The organism is Bacillus sp. FJAT-22090 (assembly GCF_007676755.1).
Lineage (GTDB): Bacteria > Bacillota > Bacilli > Bacillales_A > Planococcaceae > Psychrobacillus.
Genome location: NZ_VEBK01000002.1, coordinates 48,296 through 65,474 on the forward strand (window position 1 = coordinate 48,296; position 17,179 = coordinate 65,474).

At 34.7% G+C, this 17,179-nt stretch carries 17 protein-coding genes and 1 pseudogene; 11 read left to right on the forward strand and 7 right to left on the reverse strand.

Going from position 1 to position 17,179, the window contains the following annotated elements:
• Positions 1-85 precede the first annotated feature (85 nt).
• Both FS486_RS02785 and fosB read left to right on the forward strand, forming a co-directional pair.
• Positions 86-664, forward strand: coding sequence for a histidine phosphatase family protein (locus tag FS486_RS02785; protein ID WP_144510207.1), 579 nt, complete (start codon positions 86-88; stop codon positions 662-664).
• Positions 661-1,083, forward strand: coding sequence for a metallothiol transferase FosB (gene fosB / locus FS486_RS02790; protein WP_144509743.1), 423 nt, complete (start codon positions 661-663; stop codon positions 1,081-1,083). The genes FS486_RS02785 and fosB overlap by 4 nt, the downstream gene beginning before the upstream one ends.
• Before the next feature lie 97 nt (positions 1,084-1,180).
• On the opposite strand, the gene FS486_RS02795 is transcribed toward fosB, so the two are convergent.
• The 3 genes from FS486_RS02795 to FS486_RS02805 all read right to left on the reverse strand — a co-directional run bounded on the left by FS486_RS02795 (position 1,181) and on the right by FS486_RS02805 (position 2,814).
• Entirely contained in the window at positions 1,181-1,405 is a 225-nt protein-coding gene (locus FS486_RS02795) for a PepSY domain-containing protein (RefSeq protein WP_144509744.1), read from the reverse strand.
• Positions 1,406-1,517: 112 nt separating this feature from the next.
• Positions 1,518-2,273, reverse strand: a complete 756-nt coding sequence (locus tag FS486_RS02800) for a sulfite exporter TauE/SafE family protein (RefSeq protein WP_144509745.1) — start codon at positions 2,271-2,273, stop codon at positions 1,518-1,520.
• Positions 2,274-2,589: 316 nt separating this feature from the next.
• Positions 2,590-2,814, reverse strand: coding sequence for a PepSY domain-containing protein (locus FS486_RS02805; RefSeq protein WP_313956966.1), 225 nt, complete (start codon positions 2,812-2,814; stop codon positions 2,590-2,592).
• Between the two features lie 315 nt (positions 2,815-3,129).
• On the opposite strand from FS486_RS02805, the gene FS486_RS02810 reads away from it, so the two are divergent.
• The 5 genes and pseudogenes from FS486_RS02810 (at position 3,130) to FS486_RS02830 (ending at position 9,710) form a co-directional block, all read left to right on the forward strand.
• Positions 3,130-3,456: an ArsR/SmtB family transcription factor gene (locus tag FS486_RS02810; protein ID WP_144509746.1), complete on the forward strand. Its 327-nt coding sequence runs from the start codon at positions 3,130-3,132 to the stop codon at positions 3,454-3,456.
• Entirely contained in the window at positions 3,453-3,869 is a 417-nt protein-coding gene (locus FS486_RS02815; RefSeq protein ID WP_144509747.1) for an SRPBCC family protein, read from the forward strand. The genes FS486_RS02810 and FS486_RS02815 overlap by 4 nt, the downstream gene beginning before the upstream one ends.
• A gap of 1,166 nt (positions 3,870-5,035) precedes the next feature.
• Positions 5,036-8,206, forward strand: a complete 3,171-nt coding sequence (locus tag FS486_RS02820) for an ATP-binding cassette domain-containing protein (protein WP_144509748.1) — start codon at positions 5,036-5,038, stop codon at positions 8,204-8,206.
• A gap of 210 nt (positions 8,207-8,416) precedes the next feature.
• A complete protein-coding gene (locus FS486_RS02825; RefSeq protein ID WP_144509749.1) occupies positions 8,417-9,073 on the forward strand; it encodes an HAD family hydrolase in 657 nt (218 codons plus the stop codon).
• Positions 9,070-9,710, forward strand: a pseudogene (locus FS486_RS02830) (HD domain-containing protein). Before FS486_RS02825 ends, FS486_RS02830 begins: the two are co-directional and overlap by 4 nt.
• Before the next feature lie 144 nt (positions 9,711-9,854).
• Here the strand turns inward: FS486_RS02830 and FS486_RS02835 are convergent.
• The 3 genes from FS486_RS02835 to FS486_RS02845 are packed head-to-tail and all read right to left on the reverse strand — an operon-like array spanning position 9,855 to position 10,762.
• Entirely contained in the window at positions 9,855-10,079 is a 225-nt protein-coding gene (locus FS486_RS02835; protein WP_144509750.1) for a hypothetical protein, read from the reverse strand.
• 1 nt (position 10,080) lies between these two features.
• The gene (locus tag FS486_RS02840) at positions 10,081-10,254 is read right to left on the reverse strand and encodes a YvrJ family protein (protein WP_144509751.1); all 174 of its coding nucleotides are present in this window, start codon (positions 10,252-10,254) and stop codon (positions 10,081-10,083) included.
• Positions 10,247-10,762: a sigma-70 family RNA polymerase sigma factor gene (locus FS486_RS02845; RefSeq protein ID WP_144509752.1), complete on the reverse strand. Its 516-nt coding sequence runs from the start codon at positions 10,760-10,762 to the stop codon at positions 10,247-10,249. Before FS486_RS02845 ends, FS486_RS02840 begins: the two co-directional genes overlap by 8 nt.
• A gap of 546 nt (positions 10,763-11,308) precedes the next feature.
• Here FS486_RS02845 and FS486_RS02850 point away from each other — a divergent pair.
• The gene (locus FS486_RS02850) at positions 11,309-12,616 is read left to right on the forward strand and encodes a helix-turn-helix domain-containing protein (protein ID WP_144509753.1); all 1,308 of its coding nucleotides are present in this window, start codon (positions 11,309-11,311) and stop codon (positions 12,614-12,616) included.
• A gap of 1 nt (position 12,617) precedes the next feature.
• Entirely contained in the window at positions 12,618-12,752 is a 135-nt protein-coding gene (locus tag FS486_RS20365; RefSeq protein WP_260858000.1) for a hypothetical protein, read from the forward strand.
• A gap of 258 nt (positions 12,753-13,010) precedes the next feature.
• On the opposite strand, the gene FS486_RS02855 is transcribed toward FS486_RS20365, so the two are convergent.
• Positions 13,011-13,907 carry a LysR family transcriptional regulator gene (locus FS486_RS02855; protein WP_144509754.1) on the reverse strand — a complete coding sequence of 299 codons (897 nt, stop codon included), beginning with the start codon at positions 13,905-13,907 and terminating at the stop codon, positions 13,011-13,013.
• A gap of 253 nt (positions 13,908-14,160) precedes the next feature.
• Between FS486_RS02855 and FS486_RS02860 the strand changes: the two genes are divergently transcribed.
• On the forward strand, positions 14,161-15,330 hold the full coding sequence (locus FS486_RS02860) for an MFS transporter (protein ID WP_144509755.1): 1,170 nt from the start codon (positions 14,161-14,163) through the stop codon (positions 15,328-15,330).
• A 474-nt stretch (positions 15,331-15,804) separates the two neighbouring features.
• Positions 15,805-17,178, forward strand: coding sequence for a YfcC family protein (locus FS486_RS02865; protein WP_144510209.1), 1,374 nt, complete (start codon positions 15,805-15,807; stop codon positions 17,176-17,178).
• Position 17,179: the final 1 nt, after the last annotated feature.

The window sequence follows — 17,179 nt, forward strand, 5'->3', positions numbered from 1 at the left end:
CTAAGAGTATGAAGAGGAATGCAAAAGTCTAAAAATAATTTATGCAGTGTATGAAAATATAAAACTTAGGAGTTGAAAAGCGTTGATTACGAATTTATATTTTGTCCGACATGCCCATTCTACATTTACACCTGATGAACTAGAAAGACCTTTATCCGAGAGAGGTTTTGAAGATGCGAAGCTAATTACAGAACAATTAAAATTAGAGGATATTCATCATGTCATATCTAGTCCATATAAACGTGCAATACAAACCGTCGAAGGGGTTGCCAAAAACCTGAATAAAGAAATAGAAATTGTGGAAGATCTTCGGGAGCGTATGTTATCTAAATATCCTATTGCAAACTTTAACGAGGCTATTTTAAAAGTATGGTCTGATTTCAATCTTTCTTTAGAGGGAGGAGAGTCAAACAACTTTGCTCAAGCAAGAGGAGTTCACGCAACCTTGGAGATAATAGAAAAATATAAAGGGCAAAATATTGCGATAGGTACACATGGTAATATCATGGTGCTCATAATGAACCATTTCGACCGAAAATATAATATGCACTTTTGGGAACAGCTTAAAATTCCGGATATTTACAAACTTGCTTTTAATGAAAAAGATTTAGTTTTAGTTAAAAGAATAAATAGAAATAGAGAAAGCCAGGAGATGTTTGAATGACGATTAAAGGTTTGAGTCACTTCTTGTTTTCTGTTTCTGATTTAGAAAACTCCATCAACTTTTATCAAAACGTATTCAATGCACAACTTTTAATGAGAGGAAACAGCACAGCCTATTTTGATCTTCAAGGAATGTGGCTTGCTTTAAATGAGGAAAAAGCCATTCCACGCAATGAAATAAAGGAATCATATACACATATAGCTTTTTCCATTGACGAAGCAGAATTTGAGCATACATATGAAAAATTAATGGGCATGAACATAAATATTCTTCAAGGGCGTGCTAGAGACGAAAAAGATAAAAAATCCATTTATTTTACTGATCCGGACGGGCATAAATTTGAATTCCATACTGGCACTTTAGAAGACAGGATGAATTATTACAAACAAGAAAAAAATCATATGATTTTCTTTAAATAACAATTTAAAATCTATTTATAAAAAATTAATCCCTTTAGATATAATTTATCTAAAAGGATTAATTTTAACTTTTGCACCATTGCCTTTATAAAATGAATTAATCAAAATCATTTTCTTGTTCTATTTTTACTATCTTTCCTGTTTTAGCGTTAACTTCTACTTCATAAATAGTATTTGGTGGTGTTAAAATGAACACTTCATAGACTAAGAGACCATTTTCCATGTCTAAATCTATATGCATTACCTCTCCGGATACTTGTTGAAGTGCAATTTGCACAGCTTGTTCTGTTGAAATACGTTGTCCATACATAGGGTTAACCATTTAAATATCCTCCTCGACAGAAAGTATCATCTTACAATATGTAGGAAGAAGGTCAACGGTTACAAATAAATTAACCGTTCGAGAGAAGAGTCTAAAGAAAGTTGATCTAACGTTAATGCTGCCCGTTAGGTATTAGCAGGAGAATTCCAAGTCCAATTATCATGATAAATAAGTAATGTTCAAATTTTTTAGCAGGGATGCGTTTATTGAAGAATACACCAATCATTGTAGCTAAAAGAATTGCGGGTAGAGAAAACGCATAAAGTTTTAAAGAATCAAACGTCCACAATCCCCCAAGTGCATGCCCAGTTACAATTAATAGACCGGATATAAGAAAGTGAGCTTGTAATGTACCTCGAAAACGATTCGGGTCCCATTGACGTAAAGTACCATAAACTACAATTGGTACCCCGTTAAAATTATAGGCACTGCCTAAAGCACCCGAGGCAAAGCCAAAAGGTAGCACCCACCCCTTGGCAAGAAGTAAAGGACGATCAATTGCTTTAAAAATCCTTTTCTTAAGCAATGAGTATACACCGTAAGAAACCAAGAAAATTCCAAGAGCCGTTGTAATTACAATAGTAGGGGCTAGGTGTAGCATTACTAGCCCAACTGGAATGCCGATTACTGTAGAAATAGCTAATCGAATCAAAACAGGTCGTTCGATATGGCGCCAGCCACTGACGACTGTAAGTGCTGCAACGGTTAGCCCTGCTAGTCCAATCAAAGATACAGAAGTATGAAGAGGGATTGGAAGAAGAGCAAGTAAAGGCATACTCACGATTGCTTCCCCAAAACCAAACACTGTTCTCATCAATGCTCCTACAAACACTGCAAGGATTGCTAGAGTAATAATAGTTATAGTCATTAAATTCCTCCTAGAGCCAGGTACTTTTTTGATATTGATTTTATAATGAAATGATAAAACTCCTATTACTAATATACCATAAATTAATGTTAAATGTGAGAGTTTCTGTAGTTTAAATACAGTCTTAAACGCTATTTTTAGATCTTTTAAAGCCTGTATATTGCGATTAACGAGGTATTATATGTGATTTAATTAAAATAGCTTAAAATGAATATATGCACCTATTATTAGGTGCTGCTTTTTGGACTCTTTAAAATATTATATTCAATAAAAAATACTCCCTCTTCAATAAATAGAAGGGGGAGTAAGAGTGTGTTTAGAATATACTGCTTTCCTCATCGATATCGACTATTGCTCCTGTTTTCGCATTAACTTCCACTTCATATACTCTGTTTTGAGCAGTGGCAATAAAGACCTCGTATACTAAAAGTCCATTTTCCATATCCAAATCTACATGCATAACTTGCCCTGGGATTCTTTGTAACGCAATTTGTACTGCCTGTTCAACGGAAACTCGTTGTCCATACATAGGGTTAACCACTAGAAGTATCCTCCTTATTCCATGTATCACTCTACAATATGTAAAAGAAAGAATATCGGTTACCTTCCCAACTAGTTCTACTGTAAATTGCTTCATCTAAAGAGATTAGATAGGATGCCATTAGAATGGAACGATTATACCCAATTGCCTTTTTCGTTAGCCTTATTGTAGATTCTGCTGCTCAGAGAAATAGAAAAGCAAAGATGCTTGACTGGACACCAATTGGTTGCGTATGATGAATGAGACAACAAATGGTGTCCTATTGGTATAAGTATTGGCCTAACAGGAAATATTAAAGAAAAGGTGGGGGTGATTTTGAACGAAGATAGTCAAGTGAGAGATGTTTATGGTGCAGTTGCGGATCCAACAAGACGTAAAATACTTCGATTGTTGGCAGACGTTGAGGAATTACCACTACATGAAATAACTGTTCATTTTCAAATGGGACGTACAGCAGTTTCTAAGCATTTGGTTATTCTTAAAGAAGCTGATCTCGTAATTGCTAGAAAAGTTGGGAGAGAAACAAGGTATCGGTTGAATGCGACTCCTCTCCGAGAAATTCAAGATTGGGTTTCTTTTTATGAAGGATTCTGGAGAGAAAGAATGATTAAATTAAATCTATTATTGGAGGAAGAAAAATGAAACCAGACGTATCTTTAGATTTTCAATATACAAGCTCAATCGAACAGGTGTGGAATGCTTTAATAGACTCGGATATGCTTGCGAAATGGATATGGGATAATAATTTTAAACCAATTGTTGGGTATAAATTTCAATTTCGAGCAGAGCCTTCCGAATGGTGGGACGGAATTGTAAATGGGGAAGTTCTTGAAGTGGAAGAGCCTCATAAATTATCTTATACTTGGCTAAGTGCTGGAGAAAGCACTACCGTTACATGGACTTTGAGTGAGGGTTCTGATGGGACTATTCATCTCCATCTTGATCAAACAGGATTTAGCGAGGAAACAAAAGCTCGAAAAGGAGCAATTGAGGGAGCTAAATATGGTTGGTCTAATATGAATGATAAGCTTGAAAAATTGTTAGCTACTTTGTAATGGATGTCAGCTTCTCTAAAAAATATCAGTTAAATAGAAATATACTATGATTTCTTTTAATTATTTTACACAATTAAACTATTTATAAACAATAGGGCGCAATTCCGTAGTAAGAATTGTGCTTTTTCGTTGCTTTGTAGATTTTAAGAATAGCGTTATGCGAATAATATTCTCCAATCATAAAAGTAAGCCTCTCTATTTTACATTAAACACAGTATTGAGATAATGCGTCTTAAGGAAGTGTCCGCTTGGATTTCCGCTGAAGGACGGACGCTTTCCGTGGGATGAGTGATGAGCCTTCACCGTCCGCTTCGGCGGTCGATGTGAAGTCTCATCTTACTCACTTGATCCCACTGGAGTCGCCGCCCTTTTCGCTCCAATCCATCAAAATAGGCGCTTTTATCTGTATTTATTAGCCATTAAAAGTTAGGAAATGGCTTAGCGAGACCAATTGTCACTTGAAAGCAACCAATTCAATAGGCAACGCAACCAGTTTGCGCTTGAAAGCAACCAGATCGACAACGAGCGCAACCAATTCTCCACAGAAAGGCTTGCGGACATTGATAACCATGCATTTCCCCTATAGTATCTGCTTAATCAACATGTGTAAGATGGTCCATTCAATATTGCGCAACATTTCAGTCGTTACTCGCAACATTATAGACCGGATGCGCAACATTTTGAACGGATGGAACTTTATGCTCGGATAGCAATAAATTTGTGGCACATTGCCCCTATCAAATCGGGAAATCATAATCGGTTTTCTCCCAATAAACTTGCTAAGTTATGAATTAGTTGCTTTCACGAGTAATTTTCGATAACCGATTGGTTACCCTAGTCCATTTATTTGATTTTCTCTGCTGGAGGCGACTCCTGCCGAGACCAACAAGATGTTGGTCACGAAGGCGTTGCCACACGATGTGGCGATCTTAGCCTTTGTTCCGCTGTGGGCAAATGAGACAGCCCAACGATGCCTAAGCGGCGGGGGGTGGCTCATCGCTCATCCGACGGAAAACGTCCGCAAGCAGAGAAAGTCATAGTGGTTACCTGTTAAAACACGCTATCCCTATAGTGCAAACCATTTTTAAAAATAAAAGTATACATGCAGCTCATTTAAATTTAACTAAAATGGCGATACTAAATTAGACAATAGAGAGGATGTTCCTATGAAGATAAATCAATTAATTGCGAATAATATCAACAGATTAGATGCAGTCCTACCAGTAGACAAATCATTAGGAATTGCTGGTTTGTCGGGGTCTGGGAAAACAACTTTTTGTCAGACAATTGGAGAAGAATCCAAGAAACGTCTCGTTTCCTTATTACCAAAAGCAGAATATCAGTATTTATTTCCCGATATTATGGAAACCAATTTTAGTAGCATAAAGATGGAAGAAATTCCTTTAGTACTTTTCCTTGGAAAATCATCTATCTCTTCCAATCCACGTTCGACGATTGGGACGCATACTGGAGTTTTTAAAGAGATTCGAGAGAGGCTTGCTGAAAAGTTTAATCTGTCTCCTGAAGTTTTCTCCTTTAATAATGCGTTAGGCTGGTGTCCTGATTGTAAAGGACGCGGCACAACCAAAAATGTTGAATGTAAAAAGTGTGAGGGCAAGCGTTATAATCTTGAAGTAGAACAAAGAAAGATTGAATTATTGACGAGGCCACATAGTATATCCGACATCAATAACTTAAGTATCGAAACAATACTTTCGCTTGGAGAAGAATTACATATTAGTGAAGCGAAACAACATATTCTTAAAAACATTATTAATATGAATATCGGCTATTTAACATTAAATCGCATTATGGGTACATTGTCAGGTGGAGAGTTAACAAGACTTTACTTGGCAGAATTTATGTCTTCCAGTGAAAATACCGTAATAATTATCGATGAGATTTCAGTTGGTCTGGATCATCAAACCCTATTAAAAATTTTAGAAGAGATTCAACAATTAGGATGTAAGAATCAAATCTGGGTTATAGACCATTCTGACACTGTTCTAAACGCAGCGGAAACTCAATTGTTCTTTGGACCTGGTAGTGGTAAATACGGCGGGAAAATCGTGGAAGAATCTCCGCGACCAAAGCCGATTGTCGGTGAACTAAATCAGGAAATGCCAATAGAATTCTATCAGTTTCATGACCTTTACTGTCGAAATATTCAAATGGCTGAAATGCAGATTCCTAAAAACAGAATTGTCACATTCACCGGAGAGTCTGGATGTGGCAAATCAACACTTGTCAATGAGTGTATAGCGAAAGATTTTCAAAAGCGATATCCCAAAGATAAGCTAGTTATGGTTGGACAAGATCGAAACCAATCGATTACTAGTAGGTCTACAGTTGCGACGTTTCTTGATATTAAAAAGAAACTTACAAAATATAGTGAAGATATTAATGATATTTTCGAGCGCTCGATAGAAGATATTATTGAGGAACTGCCGAAGGAAGATATTGTTCATAAACGCTTAAGTTTATTGATCAAACTTGGGCTTGGTTATTTGACGCTGGAAAGAAAAACACAATCTTTATCGACGGGTGAATTTCAATGTGTTCATTTAGTTTCTGAGCTTTTTACCAACTCCAGAAACCCACATACACTTTTTATTTTTGATGAGCCTTCAAAAGGTTTATCACAAAACATTCTAAATCAATTTATTGATAGTGTAAGGGGCATTCTGCAAGATAAATCTGTCTCCATGATAATGATTGAACATAATGCTTACATGCTAGAGAACTCTGATTTCATTATCGATTTTGGTAAAAGGCAGCTTGAACCTATAGAACGGCTTGACGTTGTTAGTCATGATGATTATTTTCACAGCCAACATAGTGAGGATCAAGTTTCTTCATTGCATATTCCTTCAACAATCAATCAACAAAATGGGGTTAATTACTTAAAAGACAATCATATTAACTATTTTAAAGAAGCAGAAAATGTTTATAAAGGCGGTATTTTAAAAAGTTTATCTTCAATGGCTCGCTTGATCTACGGTGAATATGATTCGGACATAATTGCACCTGTTATCGCTATTGATCTTGAACGTCACCTATATAGTCAATATACTTTTCTCTATGAAATAGGTGGATTAATCAATCACATTGTGGCGTCACATTCAACCAATAGAGATACTAGAAGCTTCGATTTCTATTATCAAGACAATCATTGTCCAAGCTGCTCAGGACGAGGGGTGATAGAAAAATTCAATTTTGATGTCGTAATTCAAGACAAGAATACACCGTTTTGGGATGGATTATTGCATCCTGATGTGATGGAAGTATTAAAGCATTATCAATACCCAAAATTGGAATTCCTTTTTGAAGAGATTAAGAATGAGCTTGGTCAAGATATAAGTAAAAGCTATAACGAGATGACCGATGCAGAAAAGCATACATTTTTATATGGATATTGGGAAAAGTCTTTTTATGATAAAGCAGGAAAGACACGTAGAACTTGGACAGGCTTTAATAATATTATCGGGATGTATATGTTCATTTCGAAATCGATTATTAAAGAGCATATGAAAGAGTCCAAAGAGATGATTACTTGTCCGATTTGCGAAGGATCTGTGTTGAAGCATCATAAACAACTTAAGTTTAGCGATACAGATATTCGTGAAATCATACAGCAACCGCTTGAAGTAGTATTGAAAACAGTAGGAGCGTTACCTGAACTAGTTAAATTAAAATCTATTGTCGGAGGAAAAATGACATTGATAGAAGATGTCTCCTTACTACCTAGAGAAACACAAGTCGCTTTGAAAATGTTCGAACTAGAGTTAGCAAGCTTTGCGCACTATGAAATTGTTTTACAAAATGCTTTGCCATTTTGGAATAGTATTAGCAGCAATATCGAGGAAATCAGCAGGAATAATCGAATTACGATCTGTGATTTTCCTAATATCACAGAGACAAGAGAAAACATCATTGATAAGTACTTCACCACTGGAAAATACAAAAAACTAACGTATGTCTATGAAGCATTGAGGTATAAAAAAATTGTCACTTTAATAAATAAAATAAAGAAAAGTCATCCATGCCCATTCTGCAATGGAAAGAAAGTCATTACGGAGGATAACCTCCATGATGGTGTATTTAAATTAACGATACCTTGTGTAAGTTGTAAAGAAACTGGTATTAATAACGAAGGACTTAAAGAGGTTGTCGAAGGTATAGATGTTGAAACATGGCTAACTGGTAAAGTTAGTGATGTTAGTACCGAAAGTCTAGACTCTGACCCTATTATGGATCTTCAAATTTTCAAACGTATACGTGAGTTGAATAAGCAAGAAATGATGGTTATTTACCAATTTCTTGAGCATAATAACTAAAATACATGTTGTTAACAGGTTTTTGATAATTTAAAGATGTAAAGAAAAGTCCATTCTCTTTTTATTTGCAGAGAGAATGGGCTTTTTGGTTTAGGGAAAAGAGTTTCTTAATAAAAAGTCTATATTAATTTAGAAAAATAGAGTACTTTTAATTCTGAGTATTTGGTAAAATTGAAGTGAATTGAGACTATCTGGGGGTAGGAAATAAATATGAAAGCAATCATTTTCGATTTTGACGGAACTATAGCCAATACTTTGCCAATCTGTTATTATGCATTTCAAAATGTCTTTAAAAAATATGATAATAAAACCCTTTCTGCGGAAGAAATACGAGCGATGTTTGGTCCATCAGAAACAGGGATTATTAGTAATAATCTTATTCATTCGAATAAAGAAGAGGCAATTGAACTATATTATGAGAAGTATTTAGAGATGCATATGCAATTAGTTGAACATAACAGAGAGATGGATGATTTGCTCGGTTTTATAAAAGGGAAAGGACTTCGACTAGGTATCGTTACTGGTAAGGCGAGAAGGAGTTTAGAGATTTCATTAAAAGCTCTTCAAATGAACAATCTATTTGACGTAATAATAACAGGTGATGATGTAATTAAACCGAAACCACATCCCGAAGGAATAATGAAGGCTTTATCTCAACTAGAGGTAAACAAAAATGATGTGATGTTTGTAGGAGATAGCGAGGCAGACATAGCAGCTGGGGTGTCCGCAGGTGTTCACACAATCGGAGTACAATGGTTAGAAGATTATCAAACCACTGAATTTATTACAAAACCAAATCAAATAATGAAAGAAATCCACGAATTAAAACAGTTGCTTAATGAACTCGCTATGAAAAACGGGATATGAACTATATTACGGATAGAATCTATGCTACTGAATTACTTGGACAAGCCTACCTGCAAAACGTTGGACCTTGGTATAAACACTCACTTAACGTAGCTAGAGCTGCGGAATATATTATTTCCGAGTTGTAAAAAAGGGATTCACTCTTGATTGCGACATCGCCTATTGCGCAGGGCTTCTTCATGATATAGGAATATATAAGGGATTTACGCCGTCAGTAGTTCATTCTTATGATGGTTATATGTATTTGGAAGAGCTTGATTATACAGGGAACGCTATTATATGTATAACACATTCATTTCCTTGCGAAAATAGGGATATTGAAGTAGCAGCCGATTGGAAAGTTGTTCCGCTTTATATGAAGAAAAAAATAGAAGAAGTCTTAAATCGGAATTTCAATTATGATATGTACAATAAGGTTATTACGTTATGCGATGCGTTAGCCGATGAAAATGGTTTTACAACGCTTGAGAAACGGTTTATATCAGTTGGCTTAAGATACGGTACAGATACATACACCGCAATTCGATGGAGAGGTTTTTACGAGATAAAAAAAGAGATAGAATCTTTTATAGGGATGAGTATTTATAGACTCTTGCCAGGCATCGAAAAATCTATTTATACAAATATGGAATTCTAGTAAGATGAATAAAAAACTGCACCAAAAGTGTTTGTTAGTACTAGCAAATATGGTGCAGTTTATTTAAGGATTTCGATAGTTTCAAAGATGGATCGTATTACTAGTGACATAGTCAACGTAAGAAATTTTGAATGAAAAATTGTTTCAGCACCTCTTTAATCCTCCAAAATAGTCTAGCAATAATTCTTCTCCTATGAAGTCGAAAAATCCTGGAACCTCAAGGTTAATATTATTTTGTATGACTTTAATAATTCGCTCTATTAAATCTTGTTCTAGGTCCTCTCGGCAGTCAATCGTTGTTTGAAATAATACACATTGCAGTTTTGGTTCTAACTGTTTCAAAATTGACAGTATATCAATTTCGTCCATTTTATTTTTCTCCTTTTCTTTTTTCAATTCTACTATTAACAACATTCTCTATACTGTGCACGGCATTTTCAAGAGATTCTAATTTATTTTCAAAGCGATGTAACAAATAGATACTAACTACTATAGGAAAGCCAAAGTTACCGATTAATTGTACGATATTACCTGCATCAATCATGAGCAATCTCCTTTCTAATAGTTTTTATTACATTTCTTCTTGTCTTAGATACAGCTTGTTGAGTAATTCCTAAATAAGTTGCTATTTCTTTATCTGTCATTTGTCTAACATAAGCAAGTGATAGTATATTCTTTTGTCTATCTGAAAGCTTTCTTAAACAATTAAATAAGTCATCACTTGAAATATGGTCAACAATATTGTCAGAAAAAACAACTGAATCGGAAAAAGATTTTTCCAGGTAAATTGGAGAAAAATCTGTATTATTTGCAAGAATTAATTGGTTTCTTTTTCTATAAGTTCGCATCTTCTTATCATAATGTTTACTTTCATATTGCAAGACTTTTAGAAGATAGGAGATAATTCTGTAGTTTTGGTAGTGCTGTTTGAATTTAGAGTCAATTTGCAGTTTTATTTCATCTGACTTAGTTGCGTTGAACTCCTCGAAAAGTTTCTTGTTAGAAGGGCATTTTAAAAATTCTTGAATTATTACCTGTTTTTCAGCACTCATTTTGTCACTCCTTCACAAATTAGAATACTCGTTCTGATTTGGTCTGTGAAAAATAATGTGTTATTTCCCAAGTTATAAGATATATCTTGTCCTATAAAGGGGATCACCTTAGATCAATAACAACCAGTCTTAATAAAATATTTTATTGTTGTATCAGATGTGCAAATATTGAAGTGGATGAGGAACTATAAGTAGTAGGGGAGCCATTTTAAGTCCTAGGGTATAATTAAATAAAATGAATAAATGAAAAAAGTAATCGTTCTTTCCTAAATATTACTAAAAAACAAACATTTTTAGTACTAAAATAAGTTGGGAAATATCGTTTTATGTTTATTATTATTTATATGTAAATGCATCTTATTTCCTGAAAGAAGGAAATTTTAATAATTCATACTACTTTTTGGATGTTGGACATATCTATATATATAGCTTGTGAATCATACGCTGGTCTATAATTCTTGTCGTAAAATGTCGAGCGAATGAAAAAGGTATTTTACAATTTTTAAAGAATTAATATATGTACTACGTTCATAGAGGTGGGAGAAAATGAGTAGTATAGGTCATATCATCAAACAGGAGAGATTAAACCAAAAAATCAAACAGTCCGTCTTGGCAAAAGGGATTTGTTCTACTTCCTATCTCAGCAAAATCGAAAATAATTCAACAGTTCCAAGCGAAGAATTAATAAATTTTTTACTGAAAAGGCTTAATTTAAAGATAGATAAATTATCAACCGAAGATGAAAATAAATTTCTAAAATCTTTTTTCGTACTATATAAAAATGCACTTCTTCAGCGGGATAAAGAATGGATAAGAGCCGCATTAAAAGAATTTTCCGTACGGAAAAGCTACTTTTTGCAACTTAATAATTTTTATACCTATAATCTTTATATGTTCCGATTACAGCTAATACTGAATGAAAGGATTGACATTTTACAATCTGCATATGAGATGATAATACAAACAGAAGAGAACTTTGATGAAAAGCAGAGATTTTTAGCTAATCTAAATATAGGTCTTTATTTTTATTTAAATGGCGATTATTACAAAGCTCTCAGCAGATTAGAAAAATCCTTGAAATTTGTTAATAGTGCTTCGAATGAAGAATGGGAAGTAGCAGACTTTCATAATGTGCTTAGCTCTATTTACTTTAAATGTAATGAATTTTTTAACACGATTAATCATGCTTCAAAATCGTTGATGTACTATAAAGACAATCTTCTATTTGAAAGAGCTATCGATAACTATATCGTTATCGGTGCCTCGCATAAAAAAATGAGAAATTATGTAGAAGCAGAAAAAAATTATAATCTAGCAAAAAAGCTAGTGATAGATTATAAAGTAATCCATTATGAAGGGATGATTTATCAAAATATTGGTTCATTATATGCGGTCCAAGAGAGTCATGAGAAGGCCATTGAATATTACGAGCTTAGTTTAAAAAGCAAAGAAGAAAATGACAATGTGGAAGGATACTTGGTAACAATTCTTTCCATCATTAAAGAGTTTTCTAAACAAGACAATCATATAGAGGTTCTTAAATGGTGTGAAAAGGGTTTTAAAGCAATTGAAGAGGTAAAGAATAGGGATTTTACAGAACACCAATCTTATAGCTGTCATTTAGAAATATATAAAGCTCTCCATTCTTCAACAGAGAAACTTGAAATAGTGCTAAAGAAAGGAATCAATTACTTTCAGATAATCCATGACGATCGACATGTACAAAAGTATTCCATTCTATTAGCAAATTACTACTTTAAGGAAAGCAAGTTTAAAGCTGCCGATTTATATTACCAAAAAGCAATACAACTTCTATATAAACAAAATTTAATTACTAAGTGGGAGGATTTGTAAAGTGAAAAGGAAAAGCATATTTATATGGTTAACTTTATCTATGATTTTGGCTTTAAGTTTTACAACTAGCACAAATAATATTGCCGAAGAAGAAATACCTAGACCTACATCGATCGAATACTCATCCTTAATATAAATTGTTGATTGTTTTTGAGTGTGTGTAAATAGAAGAAAAAGATACTCATCAGCTTAAAGAACTGATGAGTATCTTTTTGTGAAATATCTAGTTGTTCCGACAGAAAGCAAAGAGGATATAATACTTCATTACCATTTACCTTACGTAAGTTGCAGCAATACAAGTAATCTAAACATGAAAAGACGAACTCCTATACGCTAAGAACCCTGCTTTTTACAGAGGTCAGTTCAACTAATGCCCCTTTTCTTGTACATCCGATTAAAAATTCGAAAACTTTTCCCGAATTTCTTTTAAAAACATATCAGCAGCAGCGGAAAAAACATGATGCTTTTTCCAAACAATATTTAAGCCAGATTCAAGTCTTGGCTCTAATGGTCTAAAACAAAGGTTACTATCACTAGACGTATTCACTATTTTATCAATGGTTACCGCATAACCGATTCCCTCTTCAACCATAATAGCAGCATTGTAGGCTAGATTGTATGTAGTTACGATGTTTAGTTTATCAAAATCCTCGCCAAACCAGTCGGCAAATTCATTTTTAGAAAACGTCTGTTTCATTGCCTGTCGCGAACAAATTAGTGGTGCATTTAATAAATCATCTGCTTGAATGGCATCTTTAGAAGCCAAGGCACTATCTTTTCTCAAAACAACCCCCCAAATGTCTTTGGCTGGTATATTGATATAATTGTATTTTGATAGATCAGCTGGCTGTATTAAAATACCAAAGTCAAGCAAACCCTTGTCAAGCCGTTCAGTCACATCGTCTTCGTTTCCACTGTAGAGGTGATACCGTATTTGGGGAGATTGTAAATGTAAACCCTTACCTACCCGTGCAATCTGTTTCATGGCGTCTGTTTCCCCACCACCAATATAAACATCACCACTTATAGTTTCTTCCATGGACCTAAATTCTGCTTCTAATTTATCGACCAAATCAACGATTTCTTCTGCTCTTTTACGGAGCAACATTCCTTCATCCGTAAGAATGATACTGTGGCTACTGCGTATAAATAGAATTTTCCCTAATTCTTGTTCAAGATCTTTTAATTGTCTAGACAAAGTTGGCTGTGTAAGATTCAAAAAATTAGCAGCACCTGTAATGCTTCCTACTCTTGCAACAGCAAGAAAATATCGCAGAACTCTTAATTCCATAAAACACTCCTCCTTTATAACGTTTGATTATAAACATTTTGAGCATACCTATCAAGCATATCTATATATACAATATAAGTATTTGGCATTGTCATAAAGCATAGTTAGAATTAATAGCGAAAGGATATAGGGATGTATAAGCAACTGGAATGGAAGTAAATCAGTTTAAGATGTAATTGCATTGAAAAAATGGAATAAACGTAGTGTCATTATTCATCTAAGACTTCACTTTTCTGAAAGAAGGAAATCTTTTATGGCTAAACAAAAAAAGTTACTTATATTGATATTAACCGTAGGTGCTTTTGGTATCATAAATACTGAAATGGGAGTTATAGGAATATTACCCTACATTGCGGATCACTTTCATATCAGTGTATCAAAAGCAGGGTTATTGGTGAGCCTTTTTGCTCTTACTGTTGCTGTAGCTGGACCAACCATGCCATTATTATTTTCGGGGATAAATCGAAAGAAAGCCATGTTATTTGTACTTGGTATTTTTGTTCTAGGTAATATTGTATCTATATTTACATCGAATTTTACCATTGCAATAATTGCGCGTGTAATTCCAGCGATATTACAGCCAATCTATTTTACAGCAGCTTTTACTATAGCTGCAGACTCGGTTAGAAAGGAAGAGGCTCCAAAAGCCGTTTCAAAAGTTTTTATTGGAGTGTCAGCAGGGATGGTACTTGGTGTACCAATTGCAAGTTTTCTAGCTAGTACAGTTTCAATTCAAATATCCATGACATTTTTTGCTGTTGTGAACGCATTTGTCTTGATTGCTACATTAGTATTTTTCCCTTCAATGCCGGTTAAAGAAAGACTTTCTTACGGAGCTCAATTATCGGTATTAACAAAACGAATTACTTGGCTGTCCATTTTTGCAGTTATTTTACTAAACTCAGCTATATTTGGAGTTTACAGTTTTCTTGCCGAGTATCTTAAAACCGTTACTAATATGTCTGGAAAATCTATTAGTTTAATGTTAGTCGTATTTGGAGGGGCCAATATTATTGGAAATATAGTTGCAGGGAAGTTACTTACAAAAAATGTGATCAAAACTGTAGTATCTTTTCCTTTTGCCTTAGGAGCAGTTTACATCATTTTACTCTTCATAGGTCAGTTCACCATACCTATGGCTGTTATGACTTTAGGGTGGGGAATATTAGCTGGTATAGGAGCTAATATCAATCAATATTGGATTACGTCTGCAGCTCCAGAGGCTCCTGATTTTGCTAATGGTTTATTTTTATCATCCGTTAATTTAGGGACAACCATTGGAACAGCTGTAGGTGGATTATTTATATCACAATTTGGTACACAGTACGTTGTATTGGTGGGAATATTATCGTTAGTATTAAGCTTGGTTTTTATTCTTTTAAGAAACAACATGCATACTCCTACAAAACAACTTGCTAAATAAGAGTTCCGAGGACGGCTTAGAAATTAAAATTATTGAAAGCTTTCTTTGTTATCCCCTTTTCAATTTTCATTATAATTTCACTATTTTTAATGAGTTAAAATGCAAATTAATAATGTGTTTGAAATAGTATTAACATTATTTTATCTATTAATATTAGTTTAGAACATCTAATCAACTTGACATTACAAGTATATTTGTTACTGAAACATCATTAATAGACTATAAGATTATTTGTCCGATATCAAATAACTTAAGTAAATGCAACCTCAAAAATTGTACTTTTCGTTATGGATCACGTACCTTTTGTTTTAAATATGGACGCTTGGTTATAAAAACAGCCGAGGCAATAATTACCCGATTATAATGTGTTTATATTCCAAATTGATTGTATTTATTTGGTCTTATAATTTACATTTCGGAGGGGTCATCGTGCAACATACACAGCAGCAAGAAAAGAAAAAGAAGAAATTTGAGATGCCGCATATTTATGTTATTTTATTTGTTTTTAGTGCGTTCGCGGCTTTGACCACATATTTTATTCCGGCGGGAGAGTTTGAACGTGTGCCTGGACCAGATGGCAGAACGACCATCGATCCAAATTCCTTTCATTATGTTGATCAGACCCCAGTTGGTATTAAAGATTTCTTAACGGTTATTCCCCGAGGGTTGATTGATGCGGGAGAAGTTGTATTTTTCACCTTTATCATTGGTGGAATGTTTATGGTGCTTAGACGTACTGGGATCATTGAAATAGCTGTTGATAAACTCGCAAGGAAATTTGCGCATAAAAGTATTATGCTCATCCCTGTTTTAACAGCAGCCTTCGCATTGATAGCGACATTGATTGGAACAGCTGAACTATCACTTGTTTATATTCCGGTAATCATGCCGCTGATTATTGCGCTTGGCTACGATTCAATAACAGCAGCTGCTATTGCACTTTGTGGGACCGTTGTTGGATTTACTGCAGGAGTATTAAATCCCATTAACACAGGGCTTGGACAGAAATTATCGGGACTGCCGGTATTCTCTGGCCTTGGATTACGTTTAATCGTATTTATTATAGCGGTTACGGCAGCGGTTTTATTCATTACCCGTTATGCAAAGAAAGTCAAAAAAAATCCAAAACACAGTCTTGTGTTTGAAGATGATATGGAAAAACGTGCATTGTATAACAATGTAGGAAAAGCAGAGGCCATTCCCGCAACAGGACGACAAAAGTTGGCAGCAATAGTAGCGCTTGTATTCTTCGCCATTCTTGTATACGGTGTCATTTCAAAGGGCTGGTTTATGGTTGAAATGGCGGGTCTCTTTATCATTATGGGAATCGTCGTGGGGATGATTGCTGGTCTAAAAGTCGGCGATATTTGCGAAGCATTTAATCAAGGTTTTAAAGACGTCTTAATGGGGGCGTTCATCGTTGGACTTGCCCGAGCGGTCGCAGTTGTACTAGAGGACGGTAACATCATGGATACGATTGTACATGCACTTGGTGCGGTTGTCGGTGATTTGCCGCCAGCATTAGCAGCGGTTGGTATGTATGTTGTACAAGTTCTTATTAACTTTGTTATTTCGTCTGGCAGTGGGCAAGCACTCGTTACAATGCCAATTATGGCACCTCTAGCAGACATGGTTGGAGTGACAAGACAAACTGCTGTTCTTGCTTATCAGCTTGGAGATGGGTTTACACATATTTTCTACCCGACAAGCGGGTACTTCATGGCAGCATTAGCAATTGCAGGTGTGAAATGGCAAACGTGGATTCGTTTCTTCTATCCACTATTTCTAATATGGGCTGGAATATCTATTGTAGTACTTGTCATCGCCCAATTAATTGGTTGGTCCTAAT

Excerpts from the sequence above, each read along its gene's own strand:
- FS486_RS02795 (WP_144509744.1), bottom strand. The coding sequence starts at position 1,405 with ATGGTTAACCCTATGTATGGACAACGTATTTCAACAGAACAAGCTGTG.
- FS486_RS02825 (WP_144509749.1), top strand. The coding sequence starts at position 8,417 with ATGAAAGCAATCATTTTCGATTTTGACGGAACTATAGCCAATACTTTG.
- FS486_RS02865 (WP_144510209.1), top strand. The coding sequence starts at position 15,805 with ATGCCGCATATTTATGTTATTTTATTTGTTTTTAGTGCGTTCGCGGCT.
- FS486_RS02855 (WP_144509754.1), bottom strand. The coding sequence starts at position 13,907 with ATGGAATTAAGAGTTCTGCGATATTTTCTTGCTGTTGCAAGAGTAGGA.
- FS486_RS02845 (WP_144509752.1), bottom strand. The coding sequence starts at position 10,762 with ATGAGTGCTGAAAAACAGGTAATAATTCAAGAATTTTTAAAATGCCCT.
- FS486_RS02840 (WP_144509751.1), bottom strand. The coding sequence starts at position 10,254 with ATGATTGATGCAGGTAATATCGTACAATTAATCGGTAACTTTGGCTTT.
- FS486_RS02850 (WP_144509753.1), top strand. The coding sequence starts at position 11,309 with ATGAGTAGTATAGGTCATATCATCAAACAGGAGAGATTAAACCAAAAA.
- fosB (WP_144509743.1), top strand. The coding sequence starts at position 661 with ATGACGATTAAAGGTTTGAGTCACTTCTTGTTTTCTGTTTCTGATTTA.
- FS486_RS02800 (WP_144509745.1), bottom strand. The coding sequence starts at position 2,273 with ATGACTATAACTATTATTACTCTAGCAATCCTTGCAGTGTTTGTAGGA.
- FS486_RS02815 (WP_144509747.1), top strand. The coding sequence starts at position 3,453 with ATGAAACCAGACGTATCTTTAGATTTTCAATATACAAGCTCAATCGAA.
- FS486_RS02835 (WP_144509750.1), bottom strand. The coding sequence starts at position 10,079 with ATGGACGAAATTGATATACTGTCAATTTTGAAACAGTTAGAACCAAAA.
- FS486_RS02820 (WP_144509748.1), top strand. The coding sequence starts at position 5,036 with ATGAAGATAAATCAATTAATTGCGAATAATATCAACAGATTAGATGCA.
- FS486_RS02860 (WP_144509755.1), top strand. The coding sequence starts at position 14,161 with ATGGCTAAACAAAAAAAGTTACTTATATTGATATTAACCGTAGGTGCT.